16 protein-coding genes are annotated in these 17260 nt (G+C 66.4%); 4 read left to right on the top strand and 12 right to left on the bottom strand.

The genetic code is table 11. The annotated features are described in order from the left end of the window. Nucleotides 1-19 precede the first annotated feature (19 nt). Together QTI05_RS17490 and ettA are read right to left on the bottom strand one after the other, a co-directional pair. Nucleotides 20-1336: a PQQ-dependent sugar dehydrogenase gene (locus QTI05_RS17490; protein ID WP_286624905.1), complete on the bottom strand. Its 1317-nt coding sequence runs from the start codon at nt 1334-1336 to the stop codon at nt 20-22. 108 nt (nt 1337-1444) lie between these two features. After that, nucleotides 1445-3106 carry an energy-dependent translational throttle protein EttA gene (gene ettA / locus QTI05_RS17485; protein ID WP_286547390.1) on the bottom strand — a complete coding sequence of 554 codons (1662 nt, stop codon included), beginning with the start codon at nt 3104-3106 and terminating at the stop codon, nt 1445-1447. 279 nt (nt 3107-3385) lie between these two features. On the opposite strand from ettA, the gene QTI05_RS17480 reads away from it, so the two are divergent. Both QTI05_RS17480 and QTI05_RS17475 read left to right on the top strand, forming a co-directional pair. Beyond that, nucleotides 3386-5206: a DEAD/DEAH box helicase gene (locus tag QTI05_RS17480; protein ID WP_286624906.1), complete on the top strand. Its 1821-nt coding sequence runs from the start codon at nt 3386-3388 to the stop codon at nt 5204-5206. A gap of 67 nt (nt 5207-5273) precedes the next feature. After that, nucleotides 5274-6287: an endonuclease/exonuclease/phosphatase family protein gene (locus QTI05_RS17475; protein ID WP_286547385.1), complete on the top strand. Its 1014-nt coding sequence runs from the start codon at nt 5274-5276 to the stop codon at nt 6285-6287. A gap of 17 nt (nt 6288-6304) precedes the next feature. On the opposite strand, the gene QTI05_RS17470 is transcribed toward QTI05_RS17475, so the two are convergent. The 10 genes from QTI05_RS17470 to QTI05_RS17425 all read right to left on the bottom strand — a co-directional run bounded on the left by QTI05_RS17470 (nt 6305) and on the right by QTI05_RS17425 (nt 15583). Then, on the bottom strand, nt 6305-7339 hold the full coding sequence (locus QTI05_RS17470; protein ID WP_286622341.1) for an L-idonate 5-dehydrogenase: 1035 nt from the start codon (nt 7337-7339) through the stop codon (nt 6305-6307). A gap of 28 nt (nt 7340-7367) precedes the next feature. Beyond that, on the bottom strand, nt 7368-8141 hold the full coding sequence (locus tag QTI05_RS17465) for an SDR family NAD(P)-dependent oxidoreductase (protein ID WP_286624907.1): 774 nt from the start codon (nt 8139-8141) through the stop codon (nt 7368-7370). 44 nt (nt 8142-8185) lie between these two features. Continuing rightward, on the bottom strand, nt 8186-8569 hold the full coding sequence (locus tag QTI05_RS17460; protein ID WP_286547378.1) for a cupin domain-containing protein: 384 nt from the start codon (nt 8567-8569) through the stop codon (nt 8186-8188). A 10-nt stretch (nt 8570-8579) separates the two neighbouring features. Continuing rightward, entirely contained in the window at nt 8580-9650 is a 1071-nt protein-coding gene (locus QTI05_RS17455) for an ABC transporter ATP-binding protein (RefSeq protein WP_286624908.1), read from the bottom strand. 19 nt (nt 9651-9669) lie between these two features. Continuing rightward, nucleotides 9670-10521: a carbohydrate ABC transporter permease gene (locus QTI05_RS17450; RefSeq protein WP_286547376.1), complete on the bottom strand. Its 852-nt coding sequence runs from the start codon at nt 10519-10521 to the stop codon at nt 9670-9672. Then, nucleotides 10518-11381, bottom strand: coding sequence for a carbohydrate ABC transporter permease (locus QTI05_RS17445; RefSeq protein WP_286547373.1), 864 nt, complete (start codon nt 11379-11381; stop codon nt 10518-10520). Before QTI05_RS17445 ends, QTI05_RS17450 begins: the two co-directional genes overlap by 4 nt. Nucleotides 11382-11471: 90 nt before the next feature. Then, complete coding sequence (locus tag QTI05_RS17440; RefSeq protein WP_286624909.1) at nt 11472-12848, bottom strand: ABC transporter substrate-binding protein; 1377 nt, start codon at nt 12846-12848, stop codon at nt 11472-11474. A gap of 65 nt (nt 12849-12913) precedes the next feature. Then, complete coding sequence (locus tag QTI05_RS17435; RefSeq protein WP_286547370.1) at nt 12914-13660, bottom strand: FadR/GntR family transcriptional regulator; 747 nt, start codon at nt 13658-13660, stop codon at nt 12914-12916. Between the two features lie 7 nt (nt 13661-13667). Continuing rightward, entirely contained in the window at nt 13668-14612 is a 945-nt protein-coding gene (locus QTI05_RS17430) for a 2-hydroxyacid dehydrogenase (RefSeq protein WP_286547369.1), read from the bottom strand. After that, entirely contained in the window at nt 14609-15583 is a 975-nt protein-coding gene (locus tag QTI05_RS17425) for a Bug family tripartite tricarboxylate transporter substrate binding protein (RefSeq protein WP_444812917.1), read from the bottom strand. The genes QTI05_RS17430 and QTI05_RS17425 overlap by 4 nt, the downstream gene beginning before the upstream one ends. Before the next feature lie 145 nt (nt 15584-15728). On the opposite strand from QTI05_RS17425, the gene QTI05_RS17420 reads away from it, so the two are divergent. Together QTI05_RS17420 and QTI05_RS17415 are read left to right on the top strand one after the other, a co-directional pair. Next, nucleotides 15729-16619: a 2-dehydro-3-deoxygalactonokinase gene (locus tag QTI05_RS17420; protein WP_286624910.1), complete on the top strand. Its 891-nt coding sequence runs from the start codon at nt 15729-15731 to the stop codon at nt 16617-16619. Beyond that, a complete protein-coding gene (locus QTI05_RS17415) occupies nt 16616-17260 on the top strand; it encodes a 2-dehydro-3-deoxy-6-phosphogalactonate aldolase (protein ID WP_286624911.1) in 645 nt (214 codons plus the stop codon). The genes QTI05_RS17420 and QTI05_RS17415 overlap by 4 nt, the downstream gene beginning before the upstream one ends.

Raw genomic sequence — 17260 nt, 5'->3', positions numbered from 1 at the left:
GAAAACGGCTGTCGCGCCGTCAGCGCTGAAGGCGCAGCAGCTTGCCGTTGTCGGTCAGCACGTAGAGCCAGCCGTCCGGGCCCTGGCGCACATCGCGCACGCGCTCGCCGCGGTTCGCGAGCAGCCGCTCGCGGCCGGTGACGGTATCGCCGCTCAGCGTGAGCCGCCAGAGCGCGGTACCGGCCAATGCGCCAACGAACAGGTTGCCCTGCCACTCCGGGATGTTGGCCGCGGTGTAGAAGGCAATTCCGCTCGGCGCGATCGACGACTTCTGCGTGCCTGGCGTCCAGACCGAGCCGTCGATCTTTTCCCACCAGGTCGCGGGCTGCTCCATGCCCGCCTTGCTGGTGCCCTCGCCCACCTGGGTGAGGGTGCCGTATTCCTGGCCATAGCTGATCACCGGCCAGCCGTAGTTGCGGCCGGCCTGTGTGAGGTTGATCTCGTCGCCGCCCTGCGGGCCGTGCTCGCTGGTCCAGAGCTGATCCGTGCCCGGCCGCATCGCGGCACCTTGCGGGTTGCGGTGACCGTAGCTCCACAGCCCCGGCTGCGCGCCAGCGACGCCGAAGTCCGGATTGCCGGGTGCCGGGGCGCCGTCCGTCGTGATGCGCGCCACCTTGCCGTTGCCGCGCGACAGGTCTTGCGCGAGCGGCGCGTAGATCTGGCGGTCGCCCATGGTCACGAACAGGTAGCCCAGCCGGTCGAAGGCCAGACGCGAGCCGTAGTGCGCACTGCTGCCGCTCACCTTGGGCGTCTGCCGGTAGATCACCGTGACGTTGCTCAGCGTGCGATTGGCGGTATCGAGTTGGGCGCGTGCCACGGCCGTGCCATTGAGCGCGGCGTTCGCGCTGTCGCGCTCGGCAAAGCTCAGGTAGATGCGGCCGTTGCTGGCAAAGGCCGGATCGAGCGCCACGTCGAGCAATCCGCCCTGGTCGGCGCTATCGACCGCTGGTGCACAACACACCGTGTCGGCGCCGCCATTGACGGGCGTGCCATCGGCGTTGCGCAGCCTCAGTTGACCGCCGCGCTGCGTAACGAGAATTCGGCCATCGGGCAGAAAGGCCATGCCCCAGGGGTTCGACAGGTCGGTGGCCAGCTCAGTCACGCTCAGCGGGCCGGACGGCGGTGCAGGCGCGGCGCCGGGAACGGGTGGAGGCGCCGGGGGCGCTGCAGCTGCCGGGGGTGGCGCGGGAGCCGGTGCCGGGGATGTGGTCGTGACCGTGGCCGAGGTGCCCAGCGCGGCGAGCGAAAAGTTGGCACCACCGCCGCCCCCTCCTCCTCCGCAACTGGCCAGCCATACCGGTGCGGTGACCCAGAGGATGCGCGTCGACATCGTCATGACCGGCCTCTTTCGACAGAAGGAACGGCACCATGGTGACACCGCGACCCGCCGGCGCAAAGAAAAACCGCCCGAAGGCGGTTTCATTTGGTAAGCGCCGCGGCAGCCTTACTTGAGCGCCTTGTAGCGCATGCGTTTCGGCTTGGCGCCTTCTTCGCCCAGGCGCTTCTTCTTGTCGGCCTCGTACTCCTGGTAGTTGCCGTTGAAGAAGGTCCACTGGCTGTCGCCTTCGGCCGCGAGGATGTGGGTCGCGATACGGTCGAGGAACCAGCGGTCATGGCTGATGACCATGACGGTGCCTGCAAACTCGAGCAACGCGTCTTCCAGGGCGCGCAAAGTTTCCACGTCGAGGTCGTTCGACGGTTCATCGAGCATCAGCACGTTGCCGCCGGCGATCAGGGTCTTGGCCAGGTGCAGGCGACCACGCTCGCCGCCCGACAGCGTGCCGACCTTCTTCTGCTGGTCGGCGCCGTTGAAGTTGAAGCGGCCGGCATACGCACGGCTGGCCATCTGGAACTTGCCGACATTGATGATGTCCAGGCCGTTGGAGATGTCTTCCCACACGGTCTTCTGGTTCGCCAGTTCGTCGCGGTGCTGGTCGACAAAGGCCGCGCGGACGGTCGACCCGATGACAACTTCGCCACTGTCGGGCTGTTCCTTCCCCGCAATCAGCTTGAACAGCGTCGACTTGCCAGCGCCGTTCGGGCCGATGATGCCGACGATCGCGCCCGGTGGAATCGTAAAGCTCAGGTTGTCGATCAGCATCCGGTCGCCGAAGGACTTGCTGACGTTGTGGAACTCGAAGACCTGCTGGCCCAGCCGCTCCGCCACAGGAATGAAGATTTCCTGTGTTTCGTTGCGCTTCTGGTATTCCATGTCGCTCAGCTCTTCGAAGCGCGCGAGACGCGACTTGCTCTTGGCCTGGCGCGCCTTGGGGTTCTGGCGCGACCATTCCAGTTCTTTCTTCAGCGCCTTGGCATGGGCTTCTTCGCCCTTTTGCTCCTGCGCCAGGCGCTCGCCCTTTTGCTCCAGCCAGGTGCTGTAGTTGCCCTTCCACGGAATGCCGCGACCGCGGTCCATTTCCAGGATCCATTCGGCCGCGTTGTCCAGGAAGTAGCGATCATGGGTGATGGCGACCACGGTGCCGGTGAAGCGTTGGAGGAACACTTCCAGCCACTCGACCGATTCGGCGTCCAGGTGGTTGGTCGGCTCGTCGAGCAACAGCATGTCCGGCTTGGACAGCAGCAGGCGGCACAGCGCCACGCGGCGCTTTTCCCCGCCCGAGAGCAGGCCGATCGTGGCGTCCCAGGGCGGCAGGCGCAGCGCGTCGGCGGCAATCTCCAATTGGTGTTCGGAGTCGGTGCCCGCCGTGGCGATGATGGCCTCGAGTTCGGCCTGCTCGGCCGCCAGCGCATCGAAGTCGGCGTCTTCGGCACCGTAGGCGACGTAGACCTCTTCGAGCCGCGCCTTGGCCGCAAACACGGCACCCATGGCTTCCTCGACGGATTCCCGGACCGTGTGCTCGGGGTTGAGCTTGGGCTCCTGCTCCAGGTAGCCGATGGTCATGCCGGGCATCGGCAGCGCCTCGCCCTCGAACTCCTTGTCGACGCCGGCCATGATCTTGAGCAGGGTGGACTTGCCCGAGCCATTGAGACCAAGCACGCCAATCTTGGCGCCAGGGAAAAACGAGAGCGAAATGTCCTTCAAGAGCTGCCGCTTGGGCGGCACGGTCTTGCTGACGCGGTTCATCGAATAGACGTATTGGGCCATCTGTGGATCTGCCTGCTGGTAGGGAGTGGGAGTGGTGCGCGCACAACCGGATTCGGCGGCGGCAAACCGTCGATTATCGTCTCGTGCGACAATTCACCCCGTTGCCGGGTCCAGTTGCCCGCAACAGCGGCTCTTCTGCCGGGGACAAGATGGCTTTACACAGGCCCTCGCCTCCCACCCCTGATCTCATCTGCCTTTGACTGGCCGGGTTGCTCCCAAACAAAAGAGCACTGCGGCGGGCCGATGCCACTGCGCCATGGAAGGCGCTATTTGCTCCCAATGAACTTTGATGAACTGAAGTTGGCTCCGGCCATCCTGAAGGCTGTGCACGAGCACGGCTACGACACGCCCACGCCGATCCAGGCCCAGGCGATCCCCGTGGTGCTCGACGGCCACGACCTGCTGGGCGGCGCACAGACCGGCACCGGCAAGACGGCAGCGTTCACGCTGCCGATGCTGCACAAGCTCAGCACCACTCCCGCCGCCACCAACAAGTTCGGCGGCATCGGCATCCGTGCCCTGGTGCTCACCCCCACGCGCGAACTCGCGGCCCAGGTCGAAGAATCCGTGCGCACCTACGGCAAGTACCTCGAGCTCGACTCGACCGTGATCTTCGGCGGCGTCGGCATGAACCCCCAGATCAGCAAGCTCAAGAAGGGTGTCGACATCCTCGTGGCCACGCCCGGCCGCCTGCTCGACCTGCAGCAGCAGGGCATGCTCGACCTGTCCCAGGTGCAGATCCTGGTGCTCGACGAAGCCGACCGCATGCTCGACATGGGCTTCATCCATGACGTGAAGAAAATCCTCGCACTGGTGCCGCGGGACAAGCAGAGCCTGCTGTTCTCGGCCACCTTCAGCGACGAGATCCGCGACCTGGCCGCCAACCTGCTGAAGAACCCGCAGAGCGTGCAGGTCACGCCGCGCAACACCACGGTGCAACGCATCACGCAGGTGATCCACCCCGTGGGCCGCGGCAAGAAGAAGGCGCTGCTGGCGCACATCATCAACGAGAACAACTGGAGCCAGGTGCTCGTGTTCACGCGCACCAAGTTCGGCGCCAACAGCGTGGCCGAGTTCCTGACCAAGAACGGCATCGAGGCGATGGCGCTGCACGGCAACAAGAGCCAGAGCGCACGCACGCAGGCGCTGGCCGGTTTCAAGAGCGGCGACATCCGCGCACTGGTGGCCACCGACATCGCGGCCCGCGGCATCGACATCGACGAGCTGCCGCACGTCGTGAACTACGAAATCCCGAACGTCAGCGAAGACTACGTCCACCGCATCGGCCGCACCGGCCGCGCCGGCAACAGCGGCGAAGCCGTGAGCCTGGTGTGCCTGGACGAAGAAGGCTTCATGCTCGAGATCGAACGCTTCACCAAGCAGCAGATCCCGGTCAAGATCGTCGAGGGCTTCGGCCCGGAAGAAGGCGAACGCGCCGAGCCGATCGCCATGGGTCGACAGACCATCTGGGGCGGTGCCGGCCGTCCGCCGAGCCGTGAAGTCATGCAGGCCGCAGCCAAGGCCGCGCGCACCGAGATGCTGCAGCGTGTTCGCGAGAACAAGGCGGGCCAGGGCGGTGGTGGTGGCGGCGGCGGTGGTCGCTCTGCCAATGGCGGCGGCGGTGGCGGTGCGCGCCGCGGTGGTGGTGGTGGCGGTGCCGGCGCCAGCAACGGCGGCGGCTTCAAGGGCAACGGCAACGGTGGCGCAGGCCCGCGTGGCCAACGCGCACCCGGTGGCGGCGGCGGTGCACCGCGCGCCCCGCAAGGCCAGCGTGAGCAGCGTGCCCCGGCCCATCACGGCCAGGGTCATGTGCAGGGCGGCCATGCGCTGCATGAAGAGCGCCAACCGCGCCACCATGGCAACAGCCACAGCCCGACCCAGGCCAACCAGGTTGCGCACCTGCGTGCCGAAGCTGCGGGCATCGGCGGCGGCGTGGCGGGCCAACCCGATCCGTTGCGCACCAGCGTCGACAGCATGAGCGCGGGCCGCGGCCGGCGTCCGAATGGTGGCGGCGGCGGTGGTGGCGGCTACGGCGGCAAGCGCTCGGGCGGCGGTGGTGGTGGTGGTGGCAACCGTTCGGGCGGCGGCCGCTCGTTCTGAGCGCAGCCGGCATCGAAAATCGAGGGCGCTTCGGCGCCCTTTTTCGTGGCCGCGGTAGATTGCGGGCATGCCCGATATCCCACCCAACTACGCCACGCTGTTCCTCGCCACCGGCAACCTGCTGAACCTGGCGCTGCCGAACCGCATCTACTACGAGAACCAGGACGGCTACTCGCAGCGCGAGTACGAGCGCAAGATCGCCTGGACGGGCGAGCGCATCCAGGCGCTCAATGCCGATGTGCTGGCGGTGCAGGAGGTGTGGGACGAGGCCGCGCTCAAGGACGCCATTGCGGCGAGCGGCGTGCGCTACGACTTCGTTTCGGTGCCGGGCGCAGAAAACACCCCGCCCGCGCAAGGCGCACGGGGCACGCCGCGCGTCGGCTTTGCGACGCGGCTCAAGGTGGACGACGTGCAGTCGTTTACCGAGTTTGCGCCGGGCTTCGGCGTCGAGGTGCCGGGCCTCGGGGCCCACACGCGCTTCGAACGCCCGCCGATGCTGATCACGCTGCGCATGAAGCACGGGCAGCCGGTGCACGTGCTGACGGTGCACCTCAAGTCGAAACGGCCCAAATTTCTGCAGGATGCCCACGGCAATGCCATCGAAGACCGTGACGATCGCAAGGTGGCGGTGCGCGCATCGCTGCGCTCGCTGCTGATGCGCGGCGCCGAGGCGGCTGCGTTGCGCTGCATCGTGATCGACCTGCTGCGTGGCTCGGGCACGCCGCTGGTGGTGATGGGCGACTTCAACGACAACCCGCACAGCGTGACGACGCAGCTCATCGCCGCCACCTCGGACGTGGCCTACGACAAGGCGGCGCGCGACGTCGCGCTGTTCAATGCCTACGAGATGCAGGGCGAGTCGGCGCTCAAGAAGGACGTGGCGTACTCGCACATCCATCAGGGCTACCCCGAGGTGCTGGACCAGATCTTCGTGAGCGAGGAGTTCGTGCCTGGCAGCCGCCACAGCCTTGGCGATGTGCGCCGTGTCGACTACTTCAACGACCACCTGCACGAGGGCCGCGACCGGTCGCGCTCGGACCACGGCTTCGTGCGGGCGCTGCTGCGATTGCGCACGGCCTGAGGGCCGCGCCGCGCGGCTCAATCGAAGTTGAGGATCACCTTCATGGCCTGCGACCGGTCAGCCGCCAGGGCAAAGGCACGCGCCGAATCGCGGTACGACAGCGTGGCCGAGATCAGGGGCTTCACGTCCACCAGCCCCTTGTTCAGCAACTCCACCGCCACCGCGAACTCCTCATGGAAGCGGAACGCCCCGCGCAGCTCGAACTCCTTGGCCACGATGGTGTTGATCGGCAGCGTCATCTCCCCGCCCAGCCCCAGCTGGACGATGATGCCGCGCGGGCGCAGCGCATCGAAGGCGCCCACCAGCGCACGCGCATTGCCGCTGGCCTCGAACAGCACGTCGAAGCTGCCCTTGTCCGCGCTGAAGCGCCCCAGCCCCTCGGGCTCCTCGGCCACATTGACCACCTCGTCGGCACCGACCTTGAGCGCCTTGCCCAGCGTGTGGGCACCGACGTCGGTGGCCACGATGTGCGCCGCACCGGCGCGCCGCGCCGCAATGATCGCCAGCGCACCGATCGGCCCGCAGCCGGTCACCAGCACCCGCTTGCCCAGCAGCGAGCCGGCCCGGCGCACCGCGTGCAGCGCCACCGACAGCGGCTCGGCCATCGAGCCCTCCCCGTCGCTCACCGAATCGGCCAGCCGGTGCGCCTGGTGCGTCTCCACCACGATCTGCTGGCGGAAGGCCCCCTGCACGTGCGGCGTGCGCATGGCGCTGCCGTAGTAGCGCATGTCCAGGCAGTGGTTCTGCAGGCCCTGCTGGCAGAACTTGCACAGGCCACACGGCCGGCTCGGGCTGATCGCCACGCGCTCGCCGGCCGCAAAGCCGCTCACGTCGGCACCCACCGCCTCGATCACGCCCGCCACCTCGTGGCCCAGCACCATCGGCTCCTTGATGCGGATGGTGCCGAAGCCGCCGTGCTGGTAGTAGTGCAGGTCGGAGCCGCAGATGCCGCCGCAGCGCACGCGCACCTGCAGCTGGTCGGGCCCGAGCGCGGGCGTGGCCACCTCTTCGACGCGCAGGTCGCCGGGGGCGTGGATGACGAGGGCTTCCATGGGGAGGGTCTCTCTCTCTATCTCTATCTCAGAGGGTTGCGGTCACGCCGCCATCCACGTAGAGGATGTGGCCGTTGACGAAGTTGGAGGCGTTGCTGGCCAGGAACACGGCCGCGCCGACCAGGTCCTGCACGTCGCCCCAGCGCCGCGAGGGGGTGCGCCCGACCAGCCAGGCGGTGAACTCGGCGTTGTCGACCAGGGCCTGGGTGAGTTCGGTCTTGAAGTAGCCCGGGCCCAGGCCGTTGACCTGGATGCCGTGCTGGCCCCAGTCGATCGCCATGCCCTTGGTGAGCATCTTCACCGCCCCCTTGCTGGCGGTATAGGGCGCGATGCCGGGGCGGCCCAGCTCGCTTTGCACCGAGCAGATGTTGACGATCTTGCCCTGCTTGCGCGGGATCATGTGGCGCGCCACCGCCTGGCCGACCAGGAACACGCTGTCGACGTTGGTTTTCATGAGCTCGTGCCAGTCGGCCTCGGCGAACTGGTCCAGCGGTGCGCGGCGCTGCATGCCGGCGTTGTTGACCAGGATGTCGATGGCGCCGATCTCCGCCTCGATGCGGGCCACGGCGGCGGTCACGGCTTCGCCGGAGGTGACATCGAATGCGGCGGTGAGCACCTCGAGGCCTTCGGCGCGCAGCACCTCGGCTGCGGATTCGAGCTTGCCAGCGTTGCGTGCGTTCAGGATCACGCGGGCGCCGGCCTGGGCCAGCCCGCGCGCCAGGGCGAAGCCGATGCCGGCGCTGGAGCCGGTGATGAGCGCCGTGCGCCCGGCGAGGTTGAAGCTTTCAAGAACGGGGTTCAAGACAGGATTTCCTTCAATCGTTGGCGAGTCGGGTTCTCGCGCGGTCAGCCCCGCACGAACATGGTCACCAGCGGCGAGTCGCCGACCTGCCGGCTCCAGTGGCCATGCACCGCGGCATCGAAACTGGCGCCTGCGGGCAAGGTGTCGTCCGAATAGAAATGATCGCCCGGCTTGAATACGCGCGAGCTGCCGTCCTGCAGGCCGATCTCCATCTGCCCCTGCAGGATGATCACCCACTGCGGCGTGATGGTGCAATGGAACTCGCTGCGAAAGCCCACCGGGCTGTACCGCAGCTGGCAGCCGGGCGATGCGAACAGCTTCGACAGCTGCGCGGCCGGCGTGCCCTCGGGCAGCGCGATGGCATCTTCCCGGAAGCGCGCCTTGCCGTCGGCGTCGGTGAACAGGACAACCTGGGTGAACGACGTCATGCCCCTCCCCCTAGACCAGGCGCGCGGTGCTGGCACCGTCGAACACGTGGGCCTTGGCCGGGTCGAGCGTCAGGTGCACCGTGTCGTCGGGCCCGACATCGGCACGGCCATGCATCACGAGAACCAGTTTTTCCTCGCCCACCTGCAGCAGCAGCTCGGTCTCGGCGCCAGTCGGCTCCACCACCACCACCTGGGCCGGAATGCCCTGCCCTGTGGCCGACAACAACAGGTCGGTTGGGCGCACACCGTAGTAGACGGCCTGGCCATCGACAGTCTTTGCGTCGGCCGGCAATGGCCAGCGCGCGCCCTGAGCCTCGACCCATTGCTGGCCATCGGCCCGCCGCGCGGTGCCGGCCAGCACGTTCATCGACGGCGAGCCGATGAACTGGGCGACGAACAGGTTGCCGGGCCGGTCGAACAGTTCGAGCGGCGTGCCGATCTGCTCGATGATGCCGTCGTGCATCACCACGATGCGGTCGGCCATGGTCATGGCCTCGATCTGGTCATGCGTCACGTACACCGTGGTGGTCTTCAGGCGCTGGTGCAGTGCCTTGATTTCGGCCCGCATCGCCACGCGCAGCTTGGCATCGAGATTGGACAGGGGCTCGTCGAACAGGAACACCTTGGGGTCGCGCACGATCGCGCGGCCCATGGCCACGCGCTGGCGCTGGCCGCCCGAGAGTTCGCGCGGATAGCGCGCCAGCAGCTTGTCGAGGTTGAGGATCTTGGCGGCCTTGTCTACGCGCTCTGCCATCACGCCCTTGTCGGCGTCGCGCAGGCGCAGGCTGAACGCCATGTTCTCGCCCACTGTCATGTGCGGATAGAGCGCATAGCTCTGGAACACCATCGCGATGTCGCGATCCTTCGATTCCAGATCGTTCACGACGCGGCCGTCGATCAGGATCTCGCCGCCGGTAATGTCTTCCAGGCCGGCCAGCATGCGCAGCAGCGTGGATTTGCCGCAGCCCGAAGGGCCGACCAGCACCACGAACTCGCCATCGGAAATGTCGAAGCCCAGCCCGCGCAGGATGTCGACCTTGCCGAAGGATTTCTGGATATTGCGGAAAGTGACGGAAGCCATGAAGTCTCCTCCTTATTGTTCAGCTCTTGACGGCGCCGGCCGTGAGGCCGCCCACCATGTAGCGCTTGAAGGTGTAGTAGATAGCCGCCGGTGGCAGCGCATAGATGAGGCCGGTGGTCATGAGCAACTCCCACGGCGAATCATCGGCCGAGAGAAAGTTGCCCAGCGCCACTGCCAGCGTGACCTGCGTGTCGTTGGACAGGAGCAGGAAGGCATACAGGTACTCGTTCCAGGCCAGCAGCAGCGCATAGGTGCCCACGGCCACCAGCGAGGGCACCATCAGCGGCAAGTACACCAGGCGAAACAGCTGCAGCGGCGAGGCGCCGTCCATGCGCGCCGCCTCATCGAGCTCGTACGGCAGCTTGTCGGAGGCCTGCTTGAGCACCCAGATGCAGTACGGCGAGGCGATGGTCACCATGGCCAGAATGAGCGACCACTGGCTGTTGAGCAGCCCGTAGTTGCCCATGGTCTTGTACATCGGCACCGCCAGGAACGCGGCCGGGATGAAGTACGTGAACAGTGCCATGTTCATCACCGTGCGGCCGCCGCGCACGCGCAGCCGGCTGATGGCAAAGGCCGCCGTGGTGGCGACGAACAGCGTCAGCGCCCCGACCGACACGGCAATCAGCAACGAGTTGCCGAGCTGGCGCCAGAAGTGGTCGAGGTAGAAGTGCTTCTGCTGGAACACGATGCTGAAGTTCTGCAGCGTCGGGTGATCCGGCCACAGGCGGCCGGAGGTGGCCGAGTCGCGCGGCGAGATCGCGAACAGCACCATGTGATAGACCGGAATGAGGGTCCACAGCACCACCGGGATGCCGATCAGCAGCAGCTTGGCCTCGGTGGCGATGGCCTTGGGAGTCCAGCGCTTCATTTGGAGAGCCTCTTCATCATGAAGTACACGAGTGGCAGCACCAGCGGCATGGCGACGACGATCGACGCCATCGACAAGTCGACCTGGTCGAGCCGAAGGTAGCGGATGCCGAGCGTGGCGAGCACGTGGGTCAGGTCGGCCGGGCCGCCGCCGGTGAGCAGGTAGACGCTGTTGAAGTCGCCCAGTGTCCAGATCATCGACAGGATGGTGGACGTGAGATAGAGCGTCTTGAGCGCCGGCCAGCTGATGAACTTGAATTTCTGCCAGGAGGTGGCGCCGTCGACGGAGGCCGCCTCGTACTGCTCGCTCGGAATAGCGAGCCGGCCGGCCACCAGAATCAGCGTCCAGAACGGCAACGATTTCCAGACGTGCATCAGCATCGCGAAGCTCAGCGCCAGCGTCGGGTCGTTGAGCCAGTTGGGGCCATCGAGGCCGGTCAGCCGGAAGATGGTGGCGTTGATCACGCCCCACTCGGGGTTGAGCATGAAGCGCACCGAGAGGATGGTCGGGATCGAAGGCATCGCCCACGGCAGGATGAACAGCGCCGAGACGATCTTGATCCACCAGCGCGCCGTGACGAAGAAGCCCGAGAGCACCAGCGCCAGCAGCATCTTGATATTGATGGCCACCACCAGAAACACGAAGGTGTTGACCACGGAGCGGAAGAAGATCGGGTCTTCGACCAGCTTGACATAGCTTTCCGGATGCCGTGCCAGCCAAAGCCCGTAGCACACCGGATACAGCACGAAGATCAGGAAGATCAGCAGATAGGGCACGACCATCAGTCGGCCCCAGAATTGCCAGCGGTCACGCCGTTGGAGCGGCGGCGCGCTGGCGACAGCGGTTGCGGCGGTAGTCATGGGAGCTCCCCGATATGGTTCATGGCGGATCGCCGGGCGCCGGCCCCGCATCGCGCCTGCAAGTTGCGCGAAGCGGGGCCGGCGGGCCGGTCAGCGGGCGACGGTCTTGATGCGCTCGATCAGTTCATCGACCGCCTTGTCGACCGGCACCTTGTCGGTCACGACGCGGTTCATGGCCTTGGCCCACACGTTCTCGTTGTTGAGAATGGTGAACTTGTAGTTCTTGGTGAACTCGAACGGCACCGTGCCGTTGGCGTACTGGTTGAACACCGACTGGCGGTGCGGATCAGCCTTCCAGAACGGACGCGCCTGGCCGGCCTTGGTCACCGGGAACCAGCGGCCGAGCGAACCTTCCACGTAGGGTGTGAGGTTCTCCTCCTGCATCAGGAAGGCCACGAACTCCTTGGCCCGCGTCTTGTTCTTGGCTTCCTTGAAGACCACGCCGGTCTTGACCGCCGTGCGGTAGACCATCTTGCTGCCGTCCGGCTTGCTCGGGAAGCCGGCGGTGCGGATGCGCTCGGTGAAGTTCTTCTTGGCCTCTTCGCGCTGCTCGGGCGTGAGCGTCGCGTTGTTCATGTCGTCCAGCCATTTCGCGGCGATCGAGATGGTGGCGTTGTGCGTCATCACGGTCGTCTTGTTGTGGAAGGCGACGTTGTTGTCCGGGTCCTTCCAGCTGGTCGACGATGGCGGGGTGCAGCCCTTGGTGTAGGGCGTGGTGTAGTCGGTGAGCGCTGCCACCAGGCCGGCCTTGACCTTCGGGTCGTCGACCAGCAGCTTGCCGCTGTCGTTGACCAGCTGCACGTTGTAGGCGTCCATGAAAGTCAGGAACGAATAGAACGAGTCGCTCGAGTCCACGCCCATCGGCATGCCGATGCCGAAGCTGCGCTTGCCGCTTTTCTGGCGGCTGGCGGGCTGAACCTTTTCGCACCAGAACGACCAGTATTCCTTCCAGGTGGCCGGAATGTCCGACTCCTTGAAGCCCGCCTCGGTCAGCATGTCGATCCAGTATTCGATGTGCATCGTCTGCTGCTTGATCGGAAACGCGTAGTAGGCCTTGGCCTTGGTCTGGTCGTTGTAGAGAAAGGTGGTCTCGACCGTGTTGGGCGCAAAGCGCGCCTGCATCGGACTGATGATGCTGCTGATGTCTTCGAGCTTGCCTTCGAAGGCCCACTTGCCGGTGACCTGGAAGTCGTACACGTCGGCATACGCCACATCGGGCGGGCTGCCGGAGTCGAGCGCCGACACGGTCTTCGGAATCATGTCCTGGATCGGGTACTGCGACAGCTCGACCTTGACGCCCTTGTGCTTTTCCTCGTACTTCTTGATGGCGGCGAAGAGCGCGTCATCTTCGGCCTTGTAGAAGCCCTTGACCCACCAGACGGTGAGCTTCTCCTGCGCGTTCGCCTGGCCGGCGACCACGAGCCCCAACGCCATCAGCGTCGGGGCAATCAGTGATTTGATTTTCATAGTGAGTTGTCTCCTTGTATTGGAACTGCGGGAACACGGTTGGGAACGGAATCGGAACAGATGTTTCAGGCGGTGGCCTTGAGTCGGGGCGGTGGCCGGCCCAGGCGCGGCAGGCGCCGGCGCGAGCCCAGCACGTCTTCGATGTCGATGCGGGCGCTGTCGATCAACTTGAGAATGGCGCGCTCTGCCTTGGCAGGCTCGTGCGCCTTCACCGCGTCGAGCACCGCGCGGTGCATCGGCAACGACAGCGCAGGGCCATTGCTGCGCGCGGTGGAGATTTCGAAGCTGGTGCGCAGCAGCGCATTCAGCGCCTTGCTCATCTGCGTCAGCATGCGGTTGCGCGCCGCGCGCAGCAGCGCGTGGTGAAAGCGAAGGTCGCTCGTCACGTAGTCGCCGCCATGCTCGATGGCGTTCTTCATGCCGGCATACGCAGCCTCGATCTCGGCGATGTCCTCGGCGCTCGCGCGCTCGGCCGCGAGCCGCACCGCAGCGGGCTCGACCACGCGACGCAAGTCCTGAAGATCGCGCAGAAATTCCGGCGTGAGCCCTGCCTTGGCTTGCCACGCAATGACGTCGGGATCGAACCAGTTCCACACCTCCTGCGGCAACACGCGGCTGCCAACCTTGGGGCCGGTAACGATCAGCCCCTTGGCCGCCAGCGCCTTGATCGCCTCGCGCACCACCGTGCGGCTGACACCGAGCTCTTCGCCCAGGATCGGCTCCGGCGGAATGATCGCGCCCTCACCGTAGCGGCCGGAAATGATGGCGCCGCCCAGCAGATCGACGGTGTGGCCGTGGGCGTTCTTGATCATGGGGTGCTCAGGAAGCTACCGGGGTCAGCAGCGGCTGGCCCGCGAAGTGCGCACGCAGATTGTTGAAGGTCAGCATGGCCATGGCCTCGCGCGTCTGCCGGGTACCGCTGCCGACGTGCGGTGTGAGCACCACGTTGGGCATGTTGCGCAGTTCGGCCGGCACGTTGGGCTCGTCGACGAACACATCGAGTGCGGCGCCGGCGATCACGCCGTTCTGCAGCGCCGCAACCAGTGCGGGCTGGTCGACCACGCTGCCGCGCGCCACGTTCACGAGATAGCCCTGCGGGCCCAGTGCCTGCAGCACCTTGGCATCGATCATCCCCCGCGTCGCTGCGCCGCCGGGCGTGATGACAACAAGGAAATCGACCGCCGCGGCCAGCGCTGCGGCATCGGGGTAGTAGGTGTACGGGACGTTGGCGCGCGGTGAACGCGCGGTGTACGAAACATCCATCTGGAAAGCGAGCGCACGATGGGCAATGGCCTGGCCGATGCGGCCCATGCCGACGATGCCCAGGCGCGCACCGGTAACCTTGCGCGACAGCGTGAATGGCCCTTTCGTCCATTCGCCCTCCCGCACGAAACGATCGGCCTGCGGGATTCGCCGCGCGATCGAGAGCAGCAGCCCCAGTGCGAGATCGGCCACATCGTCGTTCAGCACCTCGGGCGTGTTGGTGACGGGAACGCCGCGCTCATGCGCCGCAGGCACATCGACGCCGTCGTAGCCGACGCCGAACACCGAGATCATTTCGAGTGCCGGCAACTGGGCCATCAGCTCGCGCGGCACCTTGGCTTCGCCATTGGCAACGACCGCGCGGATGCGCGGCGCCACTGCGGCGAACGCCGCCGGGTCGCTGACGTGGATGCGGTCGTGCACGGTGTACTCGGCGCGCAACGATTCCATCAGGAAAGGCATCAGCGGCGCAACGGCAAGGACTTCGGCCTTGTCGCTCATGACTTGATTCCCACTTTCTGAACGAGCTGCTTGAAATACTCGTGGTCGCGTTCCATCGCCTGGCCGAACTCGGCGGCATCGAGGTACGAAAAGCCGAGGTTGAGCTTCTCGAGCACCTCGCGCATCGCCGGCTCTTCGGCGGTCTTGCGCGTGGCCGTGCGCAGCACGTCGACCACCGCAGTCGGCGTGGCCTTGGGGACGGCAAGGCCGCGCCATGTGCCGATCGACAGGTCGATCTTGCGTTCCTTGAGCGTGGGCACCTTGTCGAAGGCCTTGAGGCGCTGATCCGCCATCACGGCCAGCATCTTGAGCTTGCCGGCCTGCACGTGCGTGGCGACCTCGCCCGGGCTCACGGCCACCGCATCGATGTGACCGCCGAGCAGCGCCACCACGCCAGGCGCGGCGCCCTGATAGGGCACATGGTTGAACTTGACGCCGGTCTTGTCTTCCAGACCGGCAGCGGCGAGATGCCAGATCGAACCGTTGCCCGAATTGCCGACCTTCATCTCTCCCGGCTTGGCCTTGGCGGCCGCGAGGAACTCTTCGATCGTGTTCCACGGTGCATCGGCCTTCACGGTGATGGCCGAAGGGTCGGCATTCAGGCGTGCGATCGGGCGGAAGTCGGCATAGGTGAACTTGGCCAGGTTCAGGTGCGGCAGGATCACGAGTTCGGCAATGACCACCGAAACCTTGTAGCCGTCGGGCTTGTTGTTGAGCACGTCGCTCATGCCGACCACACCGCTGGCGCCGGGCTTGTCGTTCACGATCAGCGGTTGCGGCAGGTGCTTCTTGGCGAGTTCGGCAAAACCGCGCGCCAGCGCATCGGTGCCGCCGCCGGCGGACGCGGGCACCACCAGCTCGACGGGCTTGGTCGGATAGTCTTCGGCGAAAGCGGCGAAGGGCAACGGCAACAGCATGGCGCCGAGTCCCTGGAGTACCAGGCGACGCTGCGCCCGGGAGGTGTCTTGCATGGGGTTGTCTCCGGATGAATTCAGGCGAAAACCCTGAGCGCAGGGCGTTCGCGTCGGGCTATCATATGATGATTGAAATCGCCGGCCCCGCAGGACAAACCCTGATGACCGACGCCCGAAAACGATACATGCGGAGACATTGCAGATGCGTTTGGTCGCAGTGGATTGGGGCACCAGCTCGCTGCGCGGCGCGCTGCTCGACACAGATGGCAAGGTGCTCGAAGAGCAGAGCCATCCCCGCGGCATCCTGAGCGTTGCACCCGGCGGTTTTGCCGAGGTGTTCGCATCGCTTTTCGCCGAATGGATGCGGCCTGCGGGCACGCGCTGCCTGATCTCGGGCATGGCGGGCAGCCAGCAAGGCTGGGTCGAAGCGCCCTATTGCGAATGCCCGGCCGGGCTCGACGAAGTGGCCGGCAAGATCATCGACATCGAGCCCGGCTCGCAGCACCGCATCGCGATCGTGCCCGGCCTGTGCGTCGAGCACGATGGCGTGCCCGACGTGATGCGCGGCGAAGAGGTGCAGATCCTCGGCGCGATGGCGCTGACCGGCCTGCGCGACGGCCTGTTCGTGCTGCCCGGCACCCACAACAAATGGGCACGCACGCAGTTCGGCCGCGTCACCAGTTTCCGCACCTTCATGACGGGTGAGTTCTACGCGCTGCTGAGCCAGCACTCCATCCTTGCGCGCACGCTCGACGCCAGTGCGCCGCTGGACGAAGCGGCCTTCCTGACGGGCGTGGCGCAGGCCGACAACGGCCACGGCCTGCTGCACAACGCGTTCGGCACGCGCACGCTGGCATTGTTCAGCCGCATGTCGAAGGCCGAACTCGCGAGCTATCTTTCGGGCCTGCTGATTGGCGAAGAACTCCGCACCCAGTCGCTGCAGGCCGCAAGCGAGGTGGTGCTGATCGGCGCCCCCGCCCTCACCCGGCGCTACGCACTCGCGCTCGGCGCGGCCGGCACCACTACGCGCACACTGGGCGCCGAAGCAACCTGGGCCGGGCTGCATGCCCTGGCCACCATCCGCACACCATGACACCGATCTCCATCTTCCACGCTGCGATGCAGCAGCTCCCGCTGGTCGCCATCCTGCGCGGCCTCACGCCCGCCGAGGCGCACGCCGTCGGCGATGCGATCGTCGAGCCCGGCTTTCGCCTGCTCGAGGTGCCGCTCAATTCGCCGCAGCCGCTGGAGAGCATCGCGCTGCTGCGTGCGCGCTTTCCGCAGGCGCTGGTAGGCGCCGGCACGGTGCTGAGCGTGCAGCAGGTGCGCGAGGTTCACGCAGCCGGCGGGCAACTGATCGTGTCACCGAATTTCAATGCCGAAGTGATCGCCGAAGCGGCGCGCCTCGGCCTCGTGAGCCTGCCCGGCGTGATGACGCCGACCGAGGCCTTCGGCGCGCTGGCCGCCGGCGCCACCGGGCTCAAGCTGTTCCCGGCCGAACTGGCTTCGCCGGCCGTCGTGAAGGCGTTGCTCGCGGTGTTGCCGAAAGGCACGCCGTTGATGCCGGTCGGCGGCATCGCCCCGCACAACATGGCCGAATGGCGGGCCGCCGGTGCCGCCGGCTTCGGCATCGGCTCGGCGCTCTACAAGCCCGGCAAGAGCGCGCAGGCCGTTCGTGAAGCGGCCATGGCGTTCGTTGGTGCCTACACCCATGGCTCGACCGCTGGAGACTGA

It is taken from the genome of Variovorax fucosicus, from assembly GCF_030316825.1.
Lineage (GTDB): Bacteria > Pseudomonadota > Gammaproteobacteria > Burkholderiales > Burkholderiaceae_C > Variovorax > Variovorax fucosicus.
Note: the sequence above shows the minus strand (reverse complement) of the source record. Positions and strands in the feature narration are given on the sequence as shown.

What these genes read in the sequence shown, in the direction of transcription:
- QTI05_RS17490 (WP_286624905.1), bottom strand. Translation starts at nt 1,336, where the DNA reads ATGACGATGTCGACGCGCATCCTCTGGGTCACCGCACCGGTATGGCTG.
- ettA (WP_286547390.1), bottom strand. Translation starts at nt 3,106, where the DNA reads ATGGCCCAATACGTCTATTCGATGAACCGCGTCAGCAAGACCGTGCCG.
- QTI05_RS17480 (WP_286624906.1), top strand. Translation starts at nt 3,386, where the DNA reads ATGAACTTTGATGAACTGAAGTTGGCTCCGGCCATCCTGAAGGCTGTG.
- QTI05_RS17475 (WP_286547385.1), top strand. Translation starts at nt 5,274, where the DNA reads ATGCCCGATATCCCACCCAACTACGCCACGCTGTTCCTCGCCACCGGC.
- QTI05_RS17470 (WP_286622341.1), bottom strand. Translation starts at nt 7,339, where the DNA reads ATGGAAGCCCTCGTCATCCACGCCCCCGGCGACCTGCGCGTCGAAGAG.
- QTI05_RS17460 (WP_286547378.1), bottom strand. Translation starts at nt 8,569, where the DNA reads ATGACGTCGTTCACCCAGGTTGTCCTGTTCACCGACGCCGACGGCAAG.
- QTI05_RS17455 (WP_286624908.1), bottom strand. Translation starts at nt 9,650, where the DNA reads ATGGCTTCCGTCACTTTCCGCAATATCCAGAAATCCTTCGGCAAGGTC.
- QTI05_RS17450 (WP_286547376.1), bottom strand. Translation starts at nt 10,521, where the DNA reads ATGAAGCGCTGGACTCCCAAGGCCATCGCCACCGAGGCCAAGCTGCTG.
- QTI05_RS17445 (WP_286547373.1), bottom strand. Translation starts at nt 11,381, where the DNA reads ATGACTACCGCCGCAACCGCTGTCGCCAGCGCGCCGCCGCTCCAACGG.
- QTI05_RS17440 (WP_286624909.1), bottom strand. Translation starts at nt 12,848, where the DNA reads ATGAAAATCAAATCACTGATTGCCCCGACGCTGATGGCGTTGGGGCTC.
- QTI05_RS17435 (WP_286547370.1), bottom strand. Translation starts at nt 13,660, where the DNA reads ATGATCAAGAACGCCCACGGCCACACCGTCGATCTGCTGGGCGGCGCC.
- QTI05_RS17430 (WP_286547369.1), bottom strand. Translation starts at nt 14,612, where the DNA reads ATGAGCGACAAGGCCGAAGTCCTTGCCGTTGCGCCGCTGATGCCTTTC.
- QTI05_RS17425 (WP_444812917.1), bottom strand. Translation starts at nt 15,583, where the DNA reads ATGCAAGACACCTCCCGGGCGCAGCGTCGCCTGGTACTCCAGGGACTC.
- QTI05_RS17420 (WP_286624910.1), top strand. Translation starts at nt 15,729, where the DNA reads ATGCGTTTGGTCGCAGTGGATTGGGGCACCAGCTCGCTGCGCGGCGCG.
- QTI05_RS17415 (WP_286624911.1), top strand. Translation starts at nt 16,616, where the DNA reads ATGACACCGATCTCCATCTTCCACGCTGCGATGCAGCAGCTCCCGCTG.